The 17869-nt window shown below is 57.0% G+C and carries 15 protein-coding genes; 11 read left to right on the forward strand and 4 right to left on the reverse strand.

Features of this window, described 5'->3' with window-relative positions; all coding sequences use genetic code 11:
- Positions 1-36: 36 nt before the first annotated feature.
- Both VPK24_RS15940 and VPK24_RS15945 read right to left on the reverse strand, forming a co-directional pair.
- Entirely contained in the window at positions 37-699 is a 663-nt protein-coding gene (locus VPK24_RS15940) for a hypothetical protein (RefSeq protein ID WP_393014809.1), read from the reverse strand.
- Positions 700-1080: 381 nt separating this feature from the next.
- Positions 1081-1815 carry a GDSL-type esterase/lipase family protein gene (locus VPK24_RS15945; RefSeq protein WP_393014811.1) on the reverse strand — a complete coding sequence of 245 codons (735 nt, stop codon included), beginning with the start codon at positions 1813-1815 and terminating at the stop codon, positions 1081-1083.
- Positions 1816-2252: 437 nt separating this feature from the next.
- Here VPK24_RS15945 and VPK24_RS15950 point away from each other — a divergent pair, with 437 nt between their 5' ends.
- From VPK24_RS15950 to xseA, 7 genes are all read left to right on the forward strand, one after another.
- The gene (locus VPK24_RS15950) at positions 2253-3344 is read left to right on the forward strand and encodes an anthranilate phosphoribosyltransferase family protein (protein WP_393014812.1); all 1092 of its coding nucleotides are present in this window, start codon (positions 2253-2255) and stop codon (positions 3342-3344) included.
- Between the two features lie 346 nt (positions 3345-3690).
- Positions 3691-4314: a DUF3172 domain-containing protein gene (locus VPK24_RS15955; RefSeq protein ID WP_393014814.1), complete on the forward strand. Its 624-nt coding sequence runs from the start codon at positions 3691-3693 to the stop codon at positions 4312-4314.
- Positions 4315-4341: 27 nt separating this feature from the next.
- The gene (locus VPK24_RS15960) at positions 4342-5400 is read left to right on the forward strand and encodes a Ycf66 family protein (protein ID WP_393014816.1); all 1059 of its coding nucleotides are present in this window, start codon (positions 4342-4344) and stop codon (positions 5398-5400) included.
- Positions 5401-5580: 180 nt separating this feature from the next.
- The gene (locus VPK24_RS15965; RefSeq protein ID WP_393014818.1) at positions 5581-6375 is read left to right on the forward strand and encodes an ABC transporter ATP-binding protein; all 795 of its coding nucleotides are present in this window, start codon (positions 5581-5583) and stop codon (positions 6373-6375) included.
- Between the two features lie 271 nt (positions 6376-6646).
- Positions 6647-7480: an ABC transporter permease gene (locus tag VPK24_RS15970; RefSeq protein WP_393014820.1), complete on the forward strand. Its 834-nt coding sequence runs from the start codon at positions 6647-6649 to the stop codon at positions 7478-7480.
- Positions 7481-7679: 199 nt separating this feature from the next.
- Entirely contained in the window at positions 7680-8174 is a 495-nt protein-coding gene (locus VPK24_RS15975) for an adenylyltransferase/cytidyltransferase family protein (protein ID WP_393014999.1), read from the forward strand.
- Positions 8175-8177: 3 nt separating this feature from the next.
- Positions 8178-9458, forward strand: a complete 1281-nt coding sequence (gene xseA, locus VPK24_RS15980; RefSeq protein ID WP_393014822.1) for an exodeoxyribonuclease VII large subunit — start codon at positions 8178-8180, stop codon at positions 9456-9458.
- A 169-nt stretch (positions 9459-9627) separates the two neighbouring features.
- On the opposite strand, the gene secA is transcribed toward xseA, so the two are convergent.
- On the reverse strand, positions 9628-12432 hold the full coding sequence (gene secA / locus VPK24_RS15985; RefSeq protein ID WP_393014824.1) for a preprotein translocase subunit SecA: 2805 nt from the start codon (positions 12430-12432) through the stop codon (positions 9628-9630).
- 283 nt (positions 12433-12715) lie between these two features.
- On the opposite strand from secA, the gene rlmD reads away from it, so the two are divergent.
- Positions 12716-14086, forward strand: coding sequence for a 23S rRNA (uracil(1939)-C(5))-methyltransferase RlmD (gene rlmD, locus VPK24_RS15990; RefSeq protein WP_393015000.1), 1371 nt, complete (start codon positions 12716-12718; stop codon positions 14084-14086).
- A gap of 122 nt (positions 14087-14208) precedes the next feature.
- The gene (locus VPK24_RS15995; protein WP_393014826.1) at positions 14209-14805 is read left to right on the forward strand and encodes a hypothetical protein; all 597 of its coding nucleotides are present in this window, start codon (positions 14209-14211) and stop codon (positions 14803-14805) included.
- A 259-nt stretch (positions 14806-15064) separates the two neighbouring features.
- On the opposite strand, the gene VPK24_RS16000 is transcribed toward VPK24_RS15995, so the two are convergent.
- Positions 15065-16567 (reverse strand): TM0106 family RecB-like putative nuclease, encoded by a 1503-nt coding sequence (locus VPK24_RS16000; RefSeq protein WP_393014828.1) that lies wholly within the window; start codon positions 16565-16567, stop codon positions 15065-15067.
- A 63-nt stretch (positions 16568-16630) separates the two neighbouring features.
- Here VPK24_RS16000 and purQ point away from each other — a divergent pair, with 63 nt between their 5' ends.
- Positions 16631-17302 carry a phosphoribosylformylglycinamidine synthase subunit PurQ gene (purQ, locus tag VPK24_RS16005; RefSeq protein WP_393014830.1) on the forward strand — a complete coding sequence of 224 codons (672 nt, stop codon included), beginning with the start codon at positions 16631-16633 and terminating at the stop codon, positions 17300-17302.
- Positions 17303-17328: 26 nt separating this feature from the next.
- Complete coding sequence (locus VPK24_RS16010) at positions 17329-17868, forward strand: DUF192 domain-containing protein (RefSeq protein ID WP_393014832.1); 540 nt, start codon at positions 17329-17331, stop codon at positions 17866-17868.
- Position 17869: the final 1 nt, after the last annotated feature.

A 17869-nucleotide genomic window follows, 5' to 3' on the forward strand; every position in this document is an offset into this window, starting at 1 on the left:
GTGTGCAAGGAACAAAACAGGAGCAATCAAGCCGCTCTACAGCAACTTGGCATAGAACCGCAAACCACTGATTTTCGTTTCGATCGAGTCTCTGACCTGATCCTTCGATGCCTCAGAGACGTTGCCCTTTTCCAATTGAAAAATGTCATCACCCTGCATTTCCAGTAGCCATTCATCGAATTGTGTGCGCGAAATCCGATCGCCCAGTTGCCGACGAATTTGATAGATCGGCACAAAATTTTCGCAGCGATGTTCCTCATTCAAGAACTTGTGGGTGTCCAAAACCACCGTCTTAAATTCGTCGTAGGACGTAATTTTTTCGCCCGCCGAAACAGCCCCAGCCGCCGGAGCGGGAGCCTGTTGCAACCAATTCAGCGCCGCTTGGGCATTTTTGGCACTCACCACCGTGCCCTTTTGTCCCTTCGTCCAAAACGTCAGTTTGCCTGCCCGCAATTCTTGATCCAGCCGCGCCTTGCCTGCCGCCGTCAGGGATAACCGTCCCCCGTTCTCGCTCACAGCTCCCGCTTGGATCAGCGCATCCACCGCTTCCTCAAAATCCGAAACCTTGACCTTGCTGCCACAGCGCGATCGCGCCGTGTCGTCCTTACCCTTGCCACTAACTTTGCCTTTGCGAGGTACGCCCGCCCCCGTCATGCGTTCTAGATCCCACAAGACCAGCAACAGCAGCGTTGATTGCATCTCGCCTTACTCCTTTGTGACCCGTGCATGGATGAATGGATCACGTAAACCATGGTAAACGATTTTGCTGATTGCGGTTTGAGAAATCTAGAAAAAGTGAATTTTGAAAATGTTTTTTTGAGATTTGCTTTAAAGGCGAAATAAAAATTAAACCTGTGATGAATCTATTACCAGAGGATGAAATTGATTTCTCAGGAAGAAAATAAGGGAGGTTTTCGGCTGTTTTCTAAGCAGAACGCGCCTATTTGCGCTGGGAGGCTCAATCGTGGCTGATTGTGCGAATCACCTCCTAAAAATCCTCCAACCGATGGCTAGATTGGAGGATGGGACTGAAGGAAAGGGCGATCGAGTGGTTGGGGATGGATTAAACCAAAACTGGTTTTAGGCGATCGGCTTGGTATCCATGGCGGCAAGTTGGGCGATCGGTTGCCATGCGGTCACATCAGCCAGGAGACTTTCATAGCCCAAATCATTGGGGTGCAAACCATCAGGACCGAGGCGCTGTTCAACCCAGGAAGCCCCACGCGCGAGCCACAATTCAAAACAGTCTAAAAACGGAATCCGCCGCGCCTCACAGGCCCGACGGATCACTTCTTTATATTGATACTGATCAGCGTGGTTGTAATACAAACACTCTAAGAAAGGCATTTTGCTGGGGTTGACGGGAATCATGCCCACAAACAAGACGGGACAGAGGCCCTGCGCCCGATCGAGCAAGGCTTCCACTTGCGGGCCAAAGATTTCAATGGGGGTCATGTTTTTGCCGTCGGCTCGGCCCACTCGCGGCGAATCATTGGTGCCCACGGAAAGAATCAGGCGATCGGGAAGGCGATTGCGCAACTCGCCCCGGCTGCGAAATTCCAACTCCAGTCGATCGCTCACTTGGGTCACCTTGTCGCCCCGAACGCCCAAGTTATAAATCACATGGCCGGCTGAGTCGGGAGCCATCCACTGGCGGCGCAACCGTTCAACCCAACCGCCGCCACTGAGATCGCCGTAGCCATAAATCACACTGTCGCCCATGGCAATGATGCGGAGGGGTTGCGGTTGCTTGGGCCGAAATGGAGTCACCACGGCGTTATGGCGCATGACAGGAGACGCGATCGGAGCTTGCATAGGCTGCGGCGTAGAACGCGATCGAGAAAGGAATTGAGCCGGAATGTATCACTGCTGGGATGCTTGAGGCAATCACCGTCACTAATCATCCTGACAGCGGCATTGAGCCTGATTCCGGGTCAAAGGAGCCGATCGGGACAGTTTTGGCGATGGTTGCGGCGATGGTTGCGGCGGCTGGGCCAGGGTTGGGCAAATTCGTTGAGCTAATTCGTTGAGCTAATTCGGTTGGGGCAAAGTTGGGGTGCATTCGGGGCGAATCCGGGGCGAATTCGGTTTGAGCCAAAAGAACGCAACAGGCTACATCGGCCACCAAGGGAGTTTGCTAATCTCTCGATCGCCCTTGATAATACGCCCCGGACTGCCAAGGCCCCGACCGCCTCTCCCGTCAAACTCCGCTGAACCACCTTCAACCACCCGCAAGTAACCTGCCGTTTCCCATGAGCAAAGTCTTCCGCGAGCTGCTGAAAACCATCGGCAGCGGGCCCCACACAGGCAAAAATTTGGATCGATCGCAGGCCGCCGAAGCCATGCGACTGATGTTGACCCAGGCGGCCACCCCAGCCCAAATTGGTGCATTTCTGATTGCCCATCGGATTAAGCGGCCCACGGGCGAAGAGTTGGCGGGCATGTTGGATGCTTACGCTGAGTTGGGGCCGCGCTTGGGGCCGATCGAGGGCGATCGGCCCTTGGTCAGCTTTGGGATTCCCTATGACGGGCGATCGCGCACGGCCCCTTTGGGCATCGCCACGGGGTTGATCTTGGCGGCGGCGGGGTTTTCCTTGCTGTTCCATGGGGGCGATCGCATGGCCACGAAATATGGCATCACCCTCACGGAACTGTGGCAGGCCTTGGGTTTAGATTGGACTCGGGCCAGTTGGGAGCAGGTGGAACGGTGCTTGGCAGAGCAGGGTTTAACCTACTGCTACCTGCCGAAGCATTTCCCCGAAACCTTGCCCCTAGCGGCCTATCGCGACGAAATTGGCAAACGGCCGCCCCTGGCCACCCTGGAGCTGTTGTGGTCGCCCTATCAAGGGCCCCAACATCGGGTGATGGGGTTCGTGCATCCGCCCACGGAACAGATGATGCGTGATGCCTTGGCGCTGCATCAGATTGAGTCCTTCACCACAGTCAAGGGCCTCGAAGGCAGTCCCGATTTACCGCACGATCGCACGGTGATCACGGGATTGGGGCAACCGGGCCGGTTCGATCGCCTCTGTCTCAACCCCTGGGATTTGGGATACAGCCAAAGCAATTTGCCCTTAGGGACGGCCGCTGAATGGGCTGAAAACTTGAGTTCCCTGTTCCAAGGGAGCCATGGCCAAGATCATCCCTGGCGCACCAGTGTGATTTGGAATGCGGGTTTCTATCTTTGGCGACTGAACAGCGTTGGCTCCGATCGGCCCGATGACTTCACCGATCAAACGTCATTGAAGGATTACTTGGCTCAGGCGGCCACGATTGTGGATCAAGGATTAGCCTGGCAGAAGCTTTTGGATCTGCGATCCCATCTGGCGATCGCCCCAGAATAGGCAAGAATGGGCAAGCAAAATCAACCCCAAACCGGTTAACAATTCCGGCCCAGAGGGGTCTGACTCCCATGTTAGACTCGCATGTGACTCATCAAAACGATCGACTATCGCTCCTCTGCACACGAGCGTCCCATTGGTGGGGCGCTTTTTCGTAGGTGAGCGATCGCTTGCAGGATACCAGACTCGTTGAAACTTTGGGGTTGGGAATCCCGATCGGGGCCCCAAGAGATCCACAAACCATGCATCAATCCAGACTGGATCAATCTAGACTGAAATCTAGACTGAGATTCAGATTGATGATCAGTTTGATTATCAGTAAATTCCTATCGGTGATTAACCATTGGCTATGAACCGCAAACGGCAACCCGCCCGCGATCCCTACCGCGATCGCGACAGTTATCGCAGTGATTATCGGGGAAGCGCTCGCGAGTCGGCCGGGCGCGATGCGGATCGCGAACCGCGATCGGAAGGGCGATCGCCCGAACCACCCAAGAAAAAAGGCTTTAACTACACGGTGGTGGCGATTTTGGCCGGCGTGTTCATCCTGGGTATGGGCGTGGGCATAGGGTTCAGCTCTTCGGCCAGTGTTGATCCGCAAAATGTGGCTTCGCGGGAATTTATCGATCGGGCGGCTCCCAACCCGGAACTTTGTGCCCAATTTGGAGCCAGCGCCATTTCCATGAATGCGCGCATCTTTGTGACCCTCAGCCCCTTTAGTGTTTACGTGTCCCAGCCGGAAATGCAGCCCGGTTGCGTTATGCGCAGCAACAACTGGGCCGTGCTGCAACAACGGGGCGTGGTGACGGATAAGCAGGTTTCCGAATGCAAAAACCGGATGAATACCTTTGCTTTCACCGGCAGCATTGACAGCAAACCCCGCGTGGACTGTGTTTATCAAAACGATTCGGCGGGGAACCTGTTCTTGAATCAGCCCGGCGTGGTTCCGGCCCAAGAAAGCGATCGTTTCTAGCGTGACCCACGGGGGAATAAAGACGGGATGTTGGCTTATGGATTGGCGATTTTAGTGGCGATCGGGAGCCTGTTGCTCTACGCGATCGCCCTGCGGTTTCCGATCCTGTCACGGCGTAGTGACGTGATTTGGAGCAGCTTTGGCCTGTTTTATGCCCTCGTGTTGTGGGTTTGCAGTGGTCAACTGCATGGGGCCGTGCTCCTCAGCCAAGGGGTGGTGGTGGGGTTGATTGCCTGGCAAGGGTGGCAAACCTTGGTGCTGCGCGAACAAGTGGCGCGATCGAGCCTGGATGAGGTGCTGGTTGCCGCATTGCCCCAGTTCGATCGTTGGGTCGGGCTGCTGAATCTCTTTCGCCCCAGCCAGCCTAACTTGACCGGTTGGCAAGCCTTCCGCCAATCCCTCACCGGTTTTGGGGTCGTGCTTTGGATCCAGATTCAGGGCAAATTGGCCAACCTGCGAGCTTCCCGATCGCCCGGCGGCAGTCCTGCCCCAACACCCAAGCCAGTACCCAACTCAGCAGCCAAGCCAAACCCAGCACCCAACCCAACGTCACCCCCGACCAACCCCGCCCCCGCACCGCCCGCTCCGGTCAGCCCCACCACAGGCAGCACAGGGCAAAGTGCAGAGCAAAGCGCAGGACAAAACGCAGGACAAAGCGCAGGACAAAGCGCAGGGCAACCGGTTTACGTGCGCAAGAAATATCGCCAACCACCGGAAGGTGCGCCCCCAAACCAGGCTACGCCGTCACCTGCTCCCTCCCCTGAGCTTGTACCCGAGGGTTCCAAGCCCGTTTACGTGCGCAAAAAATATCGTCAGGCCCTGGAAAACTCATCTTCTGTCCCCAGTGCAAATCCTGTCCCCAGTGCAAATCCCGTAACGCCTGCCAATGCATCGGCGGATTCACCGTCGCCCGCTGCTGCAAGACCGGACAATTCAGCACCGATCGCCCCCAGACCACCCCGCCCCCGACCCACCCCCTCGCGCACGGTCAAACTCGACGGAGCCAATTTGCCCGATGAGGTGGTGGTGGATTACGAAGAGTTGCCCCCACGCCCGCCGCGGCCCCGTCGTCCACCGGCCGGATAAGGGAAGTTTTGGTGGTTCGGGAGGAACCGATTCGCGCTCTTTCGCTCCTCAAACGGGTCAAAGCAAGCCGCTACAATGGTTAACAGCCGTGCTGAACGGTTGTTGGCCGCGTTCTGGTGAACAGCAGGAGCCAACCATGCTGGTTAACAGCGCTGAAGTTTGTTTTTGAGTGCCTGCCCCGTGAGTTCCACCGTTCCTCCAGCGCGATCGACCTTGCAACCCGCCATTTCCCTGAGCAACGTCACCAAGGCCTTTTCCACGGGAACCGTTGCCCTACAAGATGTGTCCCTCACGATCCACGAGGGCGAATTTTTGAGCTTGGTGGGGCCCTCCGGTTGTGGGAAAAGCACCATTTTGAGCCTGATTGCGGGTCTGAGCAGCCCCACCCAAGGGGATTTGACTTGGCAGATGCCGGACGCTCGCCGGAATTTGGCCTTTGTGTTCCAAGATTCTGCCCTGCTGCCTTGGGCAACGGTGCAGGAAAATATTCGGTTGCCATTGAAGTTGGCGGGAATTTCCCGATCGGCCAGCGAAGACCGCGTGGCGGAGGCGATCGAGCTGGTGGGGTTAAAGGGGTTTGAAAAATCCTTTCCCCGGCAACTCTCCGGCGGGATGAAAATGCGGGTTTCAATCGCCCGGGCGATCGTCACCCAACCCAAGGTGTTGTTGATGGATGAACCCTTTGGGGCCCTTGATGAAATTACTCGCAACAAACTGAATGAAGACGTGATGAATTTGTGGCATCAAAAGCGTTGGACGATCGCTTTTGTGACCCACAACATCTACGAAGCCGTTTATCTGTCAACGCGGGTGGCGGTAATGGGGGTTAATCCCGGGCGCATCGTCACGGAGTTAGATATTCCTGAACCCTATCCCCGATCGGAAACCTTCCGTCAATCTCCAACTTTTGGGCAATATCGCTATCAACTGGCGGAAGCATTGGCCCTCGGAATGGGTGCGACGGTTCCCTTGTAAGGGTGTCAATGTGAATTGCACCAAGGTAAATTGCACCAAGGTAAATTTTGCGAATTTGCCCCAATTTACTCAAAGTTGACTGAGCATTAACTGAGTTTGGACTGCAAAATTCTGGTTTTGAATGGCTGGGAAACTCCTTAAAATTATCCCAGAACCGCCTAGCGATCCGTTAGAAGCTGCTTGAGAACTGCTGAAAACCCGCTGAAAGATCGGTTTTGAGCATTCCTTCCTGATCCTGAATCTTCTGAATTATTCCCACAATTTGAAGCCTATGAGTCGCAGTCGTTCTCCCCTAATTCCCAAGCGATCGCTCATTCAGCGCGTTTTTTCTGCCGACGTGCTAGCCCCCTTGGGGGTGGGACTGGTCTTTCTGTTGGCTTGGGATTTATTTGTACAAATCACTGGACTGCCTCCCTATCTACTCCCTCGGCCTGGCTTGGTGTTGCAAACCCTATTTGAAAACTGGAATGAGCTGTTTTCGGCCTTGATGGTGACGTTGCAAATTACGATCATTGCGTTTTTGGCGGCGGCGGTTTCCGGCCTAGGGATCTCGGTGCTGTTTACGGTGAACAAGTGGATTGAACGGAGCCTGTTTCCCTATGCGGTGATTTTGCAAACCACGCCCTTGGTGGCGATCGCGCCGCTGATTGTGATTTGGCTTAAGGATAATACGCTGGGGGCATTGGTGCTTTGTGCCTGGATTGCGGCCTTTTTTCCGGTGGTTGCTAACACCACCTTGGGGTTGAACAGTGTCGATCGCAACCTAACTAACCTCTTCAAGCTCTATAACACCAATCCTTGGCAGCGATTGATTTATCTTCGGTTACCCAGCGCATTGCCCTACTTTCTGGGGGGGTTACGAATCAGCGGTGGCCTGTCCTTAATTGGAGCCGTGGTGGCGGAATTTGTGGCCGGAACCGGTGGCGCAAAATCAGGCATTGCCTATCAAATTCTGATTGCTAGTTACAATTTGCAAATTCCGAAAATGTTTGCGGCCTTGTTGTTGGTGACGGGCTTGGGTATTTTGATTTTTGTGGGTCTTTCGGCCCTGTCCGATGCCCTTCTCAAAGATTGGCATGAAAGTGCTGTCAAGCAGGAAAGTTAAGTGACTTGAAAGGGTAGCTTGAAGGCGCTTGAAAGTGGCTGACTTCCAAGTCCTGATTTGCAAACAATCTCCCAACAATCAAACCCTGAAATTGAGCCTTGAAATTATCCCCATGACCGCCCCCTCACCCGTTGAAAATGCTCCTCAGTCGATCGCCCTGGTGGCTCCGACCCCGATGGAAGGGTTTGAGTTGCCCTCGATGGTGAGCGATTTGGCAGGGCTGCAACGGGCGATCGCCCAGGATCCCGATCGCTGGCGACCGTTGGTGTTCACCAATGGCTGTTTTGATTTGCTCCATGCGGGCCATGTGCGCTACCTGAATGCGGCGCGCGCGTTGGGGCGATCGTTGGTGGTGGGGTTGAACAGTGATCAATCGGTGGCGGGCTTGAAACCAGCGCGGCCCGGGTTTCCCCCTCGCCCGATCGTGCCCCAAGCCCAGCGGGCGGAGGTATTGTTGGCGTTGCGGGCGGTGGCGGCGGTGGTGATTTTTGAGCAACCCACGGCCACGGCACTGATCGAAGCGTTGCAACCCGACATCTATGTCAAAGGGGGCGATTATCGGGTGGAAACCTTGCCGGAAGCGCCGGCCGTCTTTGCCGGAGGTGGCCGCATTGAGCTGGTGAAAATTGAAGTGCCCAGCAGCACCAGCGGTTTGGTGGAGCGAATTTTGGCGGCCCGTCCCCAGGAGCCATAGGCTATGGCGGAAGATTGGGCTGCGGAGTTGCCCCCCAGCAGCGCCACGGAACCTTGGTCAGTGGCCACCCTCAACCAGTGGCTGAAGGATTGTGTGGAGGCGGAACCGGCGCTTCATCGGGTTTGGGTGATGGGGGAGGTGTCCAGCGCCAAGCCATTTCCCAGCGGCATCTATTTCACTTTGACCGATCGGGAGGCAACGGCCGCGATCGGCTGCGTGGTGTGGCGAGGCCAGGTCGATCGACTGGCGAGCTTGCCCGAACCGGGTCAGCAGGTAATCGCCTTGGGAGAATTGCAGCTTTGGCCCAAACGAGGCGAGCTGAAACTAGTGATCTGGCAACTGCTGCCGGCCGGGGCAGGTTTGCAGGCGTTGCGAATGCAACAGCTCCACGATCGCCTGGCCGCCGAAGGGTTGTTTGATCCCGATCGCCGCCGGCCATTGCCCGCTTTTCCCCAAACCGTGGCGGTGATCACGTCTCCCCGCGCGGCGGCCTGGGGAGACATCCAGCGCACCTTGCTTCAGCGCCATCCCGGCTTGCGGGTGTTGTTTGTGCCCGCTTTGGTGCAGGGCGATCGGGCCCCGATCAGTCTGATGCGGGCGATCGCGCAAGTGGTGGTGGATGGTCGAGCCGATTTGCTGATTTTGGCTCGGGGCGGCGGGGCCACGGAGGATCTATCCTGCTTCAACGATGAGCAACTGGTGCGCACCCTGGCAGATTGTCCGATTCCAGTGATCACCGGCATTGGTCACCAACGGGATCAGTCCCTTTGCGATCGGGTGGCGGACTGGTGTGCCCACACGCCCACGGCCGCAGCGGAGCGGGCCGTGCCGAGCCTGGTGGAGTTGCGCAACCGCTGGGCTGAACAGGCCTTGGGCCTGAAGTTAGCCATGGATCGCTACTTACAAGACCGAGTCGATCGGGTCGATCTGCTCCAGCAACGATTGGGACGGCTGCGCCCCGATCGCCAATGGCAGCGGGAAACGGAGCGGCTGGCGGATCTTCGGCGGCGGCTGAGCATGGCCATGCAACACCGGCTCGATCGGGAACAGCAACGGCAACAGGCCCTCAACCAGGCCTTGCGATCGCTGGATCCAAACCAAGTGTTGCAACGGGGCTATAGCTTGGTGCGCGATGATCAAGGGGCGATCGTTCGGCGGGCAGCCCAAACCCAACCGGGCGATCAACTCCGAATTCAGTTAGCCGATGGGTGGTTAGAGGTGAAGGTGGTTCCACCCCCGCCCCCGATCGCGCAACTCTCGATCGACCTTGATCCGCCGCCCTGAGAGGATGTCTGCACAATCAAAACGGCAACCTTGTGAATCTCGATCAATCAACACAGACAGGCGATCAACACAGACAAGGGGCTTCAGCCCCTTGCCTAGACGACGACTAGTGTTTTGCAAGCGTCCCAAGTGACTCCTCAGATATCCTCTCGGGCTGTCGAAATCCGCCCTAAACCGTTTCCGGTTCGCGTTCCTGGACTTGCGGTTGGAATTGGAACAGGGAATAAACCACATTCCGGCGCATGTTGGTCATCATGTCCAAGAAGAGTTCATAGCCTTCGCTCTTATATTCCACCAGCGGATCCTTCTGGCCATAGCCGCGCAGGCCCACCGTTTCCCGCAGCGCATCCATATGCTGCAAGTGCTCGCGCCAGAGGGTGTCAATTTGCTGAAGGATGAAATAGCGTTCCGCGTCGCGCATCAGGCCAGGGCGCAGGCTGTCGATTTGCCCTTCCTTGATGTCATAGGCAATCCGCACTTGCTCGGCCAGGAAGGTCTTGATTTCCGTGGGGTTGAAATCCTCAATCTGCTGGGGAGTCAGGTCTTGGATGGTGCTGACAAATTCCTTTACCTTGTCCACCATCTTCTCCAGATTCCACTCCTCCGCTGGCAAATCGGGATTCACATAGGCATCCACAATGTCGAACATTGTCCGCTCGGCATATTCAATCACCCGCTCTTTCAGGTCTTCCCCTTCAAGGACGCGGCGGCGCTCGGCATAGATGGCCCGACGCTGGTTATTCATCACCTCGTCGTATTCAAAAACCTGCTTCCGAATGTCGTAGTAATAGGTTTCGACTTTCCGTTGGGCCCCTTCGAGCGATCGGGTCAGCATTCCCGACTCGATCGGCATGTCCTCTTCCACACGGAACATTTGCATCAGGCCGGCCACCCGATCGCCCCCAAAGATCCGCAGCAGGTTATCTTCCAAGCTCAGGAAAAACCGAGTGGAACCGGGGTCACCTTGGCGGCCTGCCCGCCCGCGCAACTGGTTATCAATCCGGCGCGATTCGTGGCGCTCCGTCCCGATCACATGCAGGCCACCCAGTTGGATCACCTCTTCATGTTCACTGTCGGTGAAAGCTTCGTATTCCCGGCGAATTTGGTTGTAGGCTTCCCGCAGACCTTGCACCACTTCATTATCGGTGGGGGCCTTTTCCGAGGCGATCGCCAACAGTTCTTCGGCTTCTAGCTCCGGGAGCGATCGCTCGCCATAGGTCTTGACCGCAAAGGCCACCGCATCCTTCAGCATCTTCTCCGCCTCGGTCGTAATTGGCGTGGGGAAAATTTCCGGAGCCGCTTGCCAGGTTTTGCGCTTCTTGCCCGAGTTGCCAAAGCCCTGGGCTTTTTGCCGGCCACTCAGGCCCGCCACCTGCATCACCTCAAACTCATCTTCCTCTTCCAGGCGCACCAGCTTGGGCATCAGGTACTCCCGCACCTTCAGCCGGGCCATGTAGTCCGCGTTCCCGCCCAAGATGATATCCGTGCCGCGACCGGCCATGTTCGTGGCGATCGTCACAGCTCCGCGCCGCCCGGCCTGGGCCACGATTTCCGACTCCCGCTCCACGTTTTCCGGCTTGGCGTTCAGCAGGTTGTGGGGAATATTGCGCTCTGCCAGCAGTTCCGACAGCAATTCCGACTTTTCAACACTGGTGGTTCCCACCAACACGGGGCGACCCATTTCGTGCATTTCCAAGCACTCTTCGGCCACGGCCTTCCACTTGGCCACCTCGGTTTTGTAAACCACATCCGAGTAATTCTTCCGCGAGTTGGTGCGGTTGGTGGGGATGATCGTCACTTCCAGGTTGTAGATCTTCTCAAACTCGGCTTCTTCGGTTTTGGCCGTGCCGGTCATGCCCGCCAGCTTGGGATAGAGCAGGAAGAAGTTTTGATAGGTAATGGAGGCGAGAGTTTGGGTTTCGTTTTGGATTTCCACCCGCTCCTTGGCTTCGATCGCCTGGTGCAAGCCATCGCTCCAGCGGCGACCCGGCATCACCCGCCCAGTGAATTCATCCACAATCACCACTTCCCCGGCCCGCACGATGTAGTTCACATCTCGCAGGTAGAGTTCCTTGGCCTTCAGGGCGTTGAAGATGTAGTGGGCCCAGGGATCTTGCGAATCAAACAGATCCGTAACCCCCAACATTTGCTCGGCGGCGATGAATCCCTCATCACTCATGATCACGTTGCGGGCTTTTTCGTCCACTTCGTAGTGGTCATCGCGCACCAGTTGCCGCACCAGCTCATCGGCGGTCAGATATTTTTCGGTGGGGCGATCGACCTGGCCGGAAATGATCAACGGGGTACGGGCCTCATCAACCAGCACCGAATCCACTTCGTCAATCACGCAATAGTTAAAGGGCCGCTGCACCACTTCGTTGATGGTGGTGGCCATGTTGTCGCGCAGATAATCAAACCCTAGCTCACTATTGGTGGCGTAGGTGATGTCGCAAGCATAGTTCCGGCGACGCTCTTCGGGACTCATGCCCTGCTGAATCAGCCCCACGGACAGGCCCAGGAACCGATGCACCTGGCCCATCCACTCGGCATCCCGGCGGGCCAAGTAATCGTTCACCGTCACCACATGCACCCCGCGCCCCGTGAGGGCGTTCAGGTAGGACGGCAGGGTGGCCACCAGGGTTTTTCCTTCCCCGGTTTTCATTTCTGCAATTTGCCCGTTGTGCAGCACGATGCCGCCCAGGAGTTGCACATCAAAGTGGCGCATTCCCAACACCCGCTTGCCCGCTTCGCGAACCACGGCAAAGGCTTCGGGCAGGATGTCGTCTAGCAGTTCCTTGCGTTCGCTGTCGTTGCGGGCTTGGGCCAGTTTTTGGCGAAATTCGGCGGTTTTGCCTCTGAGTTCGTCGTCCGACAGCTTCGCGATGTCCTCTTCAAGGAGGTTGACTTCCACCACGTCGGGTTGGAACCGCTTGAGTTTGCGGGCGTTGGGGTCTCCCAGCAGAGCTTTCAACATGGCAGGCGATCGGGTGGCGTACTAGGCGAGATAATGGGGGCCAATGCAGTTGGCCGGTGGCGATCGCCCGATCGAGCGTCATGACGCGATCGAGCTGTGGCGCGCCTCCATCGTATCACCGCACCTTTGCGCCGGGCCGGTTCGGTTTCCCGTCGCGGCCGGTGCAAGGGCACGATCGACCGGAGGCCCAGGGCCCACAACGCCACTCAACCGCATTGGCCCGCCGTTGCACGCTATTGAGATTGAGGCCGATCGAGCCATGACCACCACCCTTGACAATCAGATGAGCCAACCAGAATGGAAACAGGGGGCGGCGATCGAGCTGGAAATTACCGACCTGGCCGATTCGGGGGATGGCGTGGGCCGTTGGGCCGATCGGGTGGTGTTTGTGCCGGAAACCGTACCGGGCGACTACCTATCGGTGCGGCTGTTGCAGGTGAAGCCCACCTTTGCCCGGGCCAAAATTTTGTCGATTCTGGATCCTTCGCCCGATCGTGTCCGCCCCGGCTGCATCGTGGCGGACAAGTGCGGCGGTTGCCAATGGCAGCATGTGGCCTATGGATCCCAACTGCTGGCCAAACAGCGACAGGTGGAACAGGCCCTCACCCGGCTCGGAGGCTTTGAAGAGCCGCCCGTTTTGCCCATTTTGGCCGCCGCTGCCCCCTTGGCCTACCGCAACAAAGCCACCTATCCCGTAGCTCCCGGCCCCGATGATCAAATTCGGGCGGGCTATTACCAAAAGGGCAGCCACAAAATTGTGAACCTGAACCAATGTCCCGTGCAGGACGATCGACTCGATCCCCTGCTGCGACAGGTGAAACAGGACTTGACCACCAGCGGTTGGGAACCCTACGACGAAACCACCCACACGGGCACGGTGCGTCACCTAGCCCTACGAATTGGGCGGCGCACGGGCGAAATGCTCCTCACCCTGGTGGTGCGCGACTGGGAAGCGCTGCCCGGTTTGGTCACCCAAGCGGAACTGTGGCGCGAGCAATTTCCGCAGTTGGTGGGGGTCTGTGTGAACCAGCAGCCCCAGCGCAACAATGTGATTTTTGGGCCCGAAACCCGCTGCGTTCTGGGGCGGCCGGCCCTGGAGGAACACCTGAATGGGTTGGTGTTTGAAATCCGCCCGGAAACCTTCTTTCAGGTGAACACCGACCAAACGGAAGAACTGCTGAAAACCATTCACCAACAACTGGCCCTGACTGGCCGGGAAATTTTGGTGGATGCCTATTGCGGCGTGGGAACCCTGACCTTGCCCTTGGCCCAGCGAGCCGGCCGGGCGATCGGGATTGAAGCCCAAGCGGAAGCCGTCACCCAAGCCCGCCACAACGCCGAACGCAACCAGCTCACCAACGTTGAATTTCAGGTGGGGAAAGTGGCGGATCTGCTGCCCCAATTGGGACTGCAACCGGACGTGGTGTTGTTGGATCCGCCCCGAAAAGGTTGTGAGCCGGGCGTGATTGAAGCCTTACGGGCGATCGCCCCGGCACGAATTGTTTACATGAGCTGCAAGCCGGCCACCCTGGCCCGAGATTTGAAGCTGCTCTGTGAACAAGGGCAATATCAGCTCGATCGGGTGCAGCCAGCGGACTTTTTCCCCCAAACGCCCCATGTGGAATGTGTCGCCTTTTTGAGTGAGCACCGTTGAGATGAGCGATCAAAATTTTGCCGCACGCTATGACGATCTAGAAAGGCGATCGTTTATTCAATGAACCGTACTCTAAAAGCACCTTGCTGATTCCGAAAACTCATCCAATTTCACCCTTGATCATGCCATCCGCACAATACAAAACCATCGCGGATGTTTTGGCGGAGTTCCCGATGACTTATCAGGAAACATCTTTCCTTGAACATCATGCCCTAGCGATCAATCCCAGCTTTGTGGATCGCTTGCAACTGGTTTTGACCGAAGGCATGGTTTTCAATTCGGAATATGCGATTTGCGAAAATATTATTTCGCCGATTTTGACGGAAGTGTGGCGATCGTATGTGGGTGAGTTGCTGACTTGGAGTCATCAACCGTTGCGCTACAACGATGAGCTATCGGGCACGCCGGATTATGTGGTGGCGAAGCGATCGCCCCGAGGAAAGGTGTTGTTTGAGCAGCCCTATTTGATTCTGATTGAAGCCAAGCGAGATGACTTTGAAGCGGGTTGGGGTCAATGTTTGGCGGAGTTGTGGGCGGCGCAACAGTTGAACCAAGAGGGCGATCGCCCGTTGTTTGGCATTGTCTCCAACGGGAAGTTATGGGAATTTGGGCGGCTTTGGGGCGAAACCTTCACAAAACACCCGACGGGCTACACGCTCGATCGATTGTCTGAACTGATGGGGGCGATCGACTGGATTTTCGCCACGAGTGCTCACTAGCTACATCAACCCAGTTCTGATGTAGGTTGGGTTGAGCTTTGCGAAACCCAAATCGGTCAATGTACACTTTGCTGCTGTTGGGTTTCGTACCTCAACCCAACCTACGAGATGACTGTTTTTTAGCCTATCTTGAAACCAAAGACGAAGAGAAATTCTAACCAATTTATGAAAAAGATCTAACTGATCCGCAGAACGATGATTGATACCGCTTAATTCCTCGAATTCATCACCAAAATACTGAAATTATTGCCAAATTTTTCTACGGAACTGCAACAGGATTAGCCAACTCTGATCGAATTGCTAATTGTTGTTGATGGAATTGTTCGAGCCAATATTTGACCCGATAGGTGGCCAAACAATCGTCCTCGTTGTAGGTAACGATCGCCTCTAGATAGGAGCGATCGCCCGTTTTCAGCCAGCGATCGTACCAATAGACCGCCTGCGACCCATTGGCCGTGCTGTCTCGCCACCCAAACCCCAAATACCCAGCGATTTGCTTCAGGGCATAGCCTTCCACCGGTAACACCACCGTTTGCGTTACCCAAGCATGGACATCCACAAATCGATCGAGCAGACGCTCTAGCCGCTGACTGGAACAACCATAGAGCTTGGCCAGGCGCTTGCTGGCATCCCGCTCATATTCACAAAAGTGAAAGATCGGCGCAGTGGGGTAGCGATCGACCAGCGCCAAAAAGTCATCCCAAACCCGCTGCTCATCCTCGGGGGTTTCCGCCAGGAAGCGGTGAAACGTCGGTTCCGGCTGCGATCGATCCACCACCAACACGCCCAGCAGGTAATCCAGCGAAAGATCCGGCTCCGCTTCGATGTCGAAATAGAGTTCCACCGGAGCGGCGGGCAGGCGATCGGGCGACCAAGCCTCACGGCGGGCCAGGGCGATCGGCTGTTGGGTCAAGGTGGCGCGGGATTGCACCAACACCGCCTCCGCCGCGCCGTCAAATTCGGGAAACTCCTGGAGCCGATCGAGTGGTGTGGCCGCCAACTGTTCGATCGTCTCGATTTTCAGCCGCTCCAACACCCGGTAGCGGGCAGGAGTCACGCCGGGGATCAGCGACAGGTGCTTGGCTTGCCGCGCTCGATCGGTGCAGTCGCCCACCCAATGACAAAGGGAACAGCGGTTGCGGGAAATGAACAGATCCGGCTCCCGATCGTCCTCCATCAGCGTATCGATTAGGTTCGCCAGCAAGTCTTGCACCTGCTTCAGCCGCGTCCGCAAGTCCACCCAATGGGGCGATCGACCGCGCAACACCACGCCCGCCTTAGCCGGAGCTGCCCCCTGAATCATCGTCAACAAATCCGCATGGAGCGCCGCCACGAGCTGATATTCCAGCTTCGGCTTCTTGCCCAACCGAATATCCACCGGCTCATAAATCCAATCGCCAAAGGCCGACTGGCCCGGCCGTTTCACCAACAAATCGGGATGGCCCACCAGCTCCACACCGGGGATCTCCTCCACCCGCAACAGCCCCCCGACGATCAACCCCGCCCCCGCTTCCATCAGGGCCAAGGTGGCCGCCGCGCCCGCATCCCGATCGCCCCGGCGAAACTGCGGCCGCACTAGCTCCAGTTCCAGCTTCTCGGCAATTTGCTGGGCTGCATCGCGCTTGTGGCGATCGCTCTCGTCATGAAGTTTTTGGATAAAACCGGCCGTGGGGGCGCGCCGACGGGGATCGCCATAGAAATCCAAAAAGACGCGCCGGGGGCAGCGCTGAAAAAAGAGCAGGTCATCAGCGGTTAGCAGCATGAAACTAAAGTTAACCGATCGCACGATAGGATAGGAGCGCAAGTCGCGGGTTTGCTCCAGTCCATGAAAGTTGGCGTTATCGTTTTTCCGGGTTCCAATTGCGATCGGGATATGCAGTGGGTGTTTCAGGGGCTATTGGGCCTGCCCACGCGCATGGTTTGGCACCAAGACAGCGACCTGGGCGATCTTGATGCAATTGTGATTCCCGGTGGCTTCAGCTATGGCGACTATTTGCGCTGCGGGGCGATCGCCCGGTTCTCGCCGGCCATGCGATCGGTGATCGAAGCGGCCGAGCAGGGCAAGCCGGTGCTGGGGGTTTGCAACGGGTTCCAAATCCTGACGGAGGCGGGGCTGTTGCCGGGGGCGCTGATTCGCAATCAGAATTTGCACTTTGTGTGCGATCGGGTGCCGGTGAAGGTGGAACGCAGCGCCCGCCTGTGGACGGAGGGCTACGCGGCGGGGCAAGTGCTGAACCTGCCGATCGCCCATGGGGAGGGTCGCTACTACGCCGATCCGGACACCCTGAAGCAAATTGAGGACAAGGGCCAAGTGCTGTTCCGCTACGAGGGCAGCAACCCGAATGGCTCTTGGAACCAGATCGCGGGCATCTGCAACGATCGGGGCAATGTGTTGGGGATGATGCCCCACCCGGAACGGGCGGCTGATGCGGCGTTGGGCAATACGGACGGGTTGGCGCTGTTCCAAGCAATGACGGCGGCGTTAGTGAGTGTCTAGGACGCTCAAGGATTGGCTCTGAATTGATGACCCTGCGATCGCCCGATCAACCGGATTTGCCAGATCTATTTGCTGCGGCGGCTCACAAAATAACTCGATCGCTTCTGGTGTTGGGGGCGATCGGCTTGATGGCCTGTGCGCCTTTGGAGGCAAGCACACCGGAGCCGGGCGGGCAGCAGTTGCCGATTCAAGCCCGCACCCTGATTGGGACTCAGGAAATTTTGCTGGAGGTGGCCCGCACACCGGAGCAACAGGAAATTGGCCTAATGTTTCGGCGCGATTTGCCACCCGATCGGGGGATGTTGTTTCCCTTTGAGCAATCACGGATGGCGCGGTTTTGGATGAAAAACACGCTGATTCCGTTGGATATGGTCTTTTTGCGGGAGGGGCGCGTGGTGGCGATCGAGGCGAATGTGCCACCTTGCCGTGAAGATCCCTGCCCGAGTTATGGCCCGAGTTTGTGGGTGGATGCGGTGTTGGAGTTACCAGCGGGGCGATCGGCTCAGTTAGGTCTCAAAGTGGGCGATCGGCTCACCATCACCCCCGCACCACCCGCCAAACCCTAGA

The sequence above is a fragment of the Limnothrix redekei LRLZ20PSL1 genome, from assembly GCF_043235035.1.
Classification (GTDB): Bacteria; Cyanobacteriota; Cyanobacteriia; order CACIAM-69d; family CACIAM-69d; genus CACIAM-69d.

Excerpts from the sequence above, each read along its gene's own strand:
- VPK24_RS15940 (WP_393014809.1), bottom strand. The coding sequence starts at position 699 with ATGCAATCAACGCTGCTGTTGCTGGTCTTGTGGGATCTAGAACGCATG.
- VPK24_RS15945 (WP_393014811.1), bottom strand. The coding sequence starts at position 1,815 with ATGCAAGCTCCGATCGCGTCTCCTGTCATGCGCCATAACGCCGTGGTG.
- VPK24_RS15950 (WP_393014812.1), top strand. The coding sequence starts at position 2,253 with ATGAGCAAAGTCTTCCGCGAGCTGCTGAAAACCATCGGCAGCGGGCCC.
- VPK24_RS15955 (WP_393014814.1), top strand. The coding sequence starts at position 3,691 with ATGAACCGCAAACGGCAACCCGCCCGCGATCCCTACCGCGATCGCGAC.
- VPK24_RS15960 (WP_393014816.1), top strand. The coding sequence starts at position 4,342 with ATGTTGGCTTATGGATTGGCGATTTTAGTGGCGATCGGGAGCCTGTTG.
- VPK24_RS15970 (WP_393014820.1), top strand. The coding sequence starts at position 6,647 with ATGAGTCGCAGTCGTTCTCCCCTAATTCCCAAGCGATCGCTCATTCAG.
- VPK24_RS15975 (WP_393014999.1), top strand. The coding sequence starts at position 7,680 with ATGGTGAGCGATTTGGCAGGGCTGCAACGGGCGATCGCCCAGGATCCC.
- xseA (WP_393014822.1), top strand. The coding sequence starts at position 8,178 with ATGGCGGAAGATTGGGCTGCGGAGTTGCCCCCCAGCAGCGCCACGGAA.
- secA (WP_393014824.1), bottom strand. The coding sequence starts at position 12,432 with ATGTTGAAAGCTCTGCTGGGAGACCCCAACGCCCGCAAACTCAAGCGG.
- rlmD (WP_393015000.1), top strand. The coding sequence starts at position 12,716 with ATGAGCCAACCAGAATGGAAACAGGGGGCGGCGATCGAGCTGGAAATT.
- VPK24_RS15995 (WP_393014826.1), top strand. The coding sequence starts at position 14,209 with ATGCCATCCGCACAATACAAAACCATCGCGGATGTTTTGGCGGAGTTC.
- VPK24_RS16000 (WP_393014828.1), bottom strand. The coding sequence starts at position 16,567 with ATGCTGCTAACCGCTGATGACCTGCTCTTTTTTCAGCGCTGCCCCCGG.
- purQ (WP_393014830.1), top strand. The coding sequence starts at position 16,631 with ATGAAAGTTGGCGTTATCGTTTTTCCGGGTTCCAATTGCGATCGGGAT.
- VPK24_RS16010 (WP_393014832.1), top strand. The coding sequence starts at position 17,329 with ATGACCCTGCGATCGCCCGATCAACCGGATTTGCCAGATCTATTTGCT.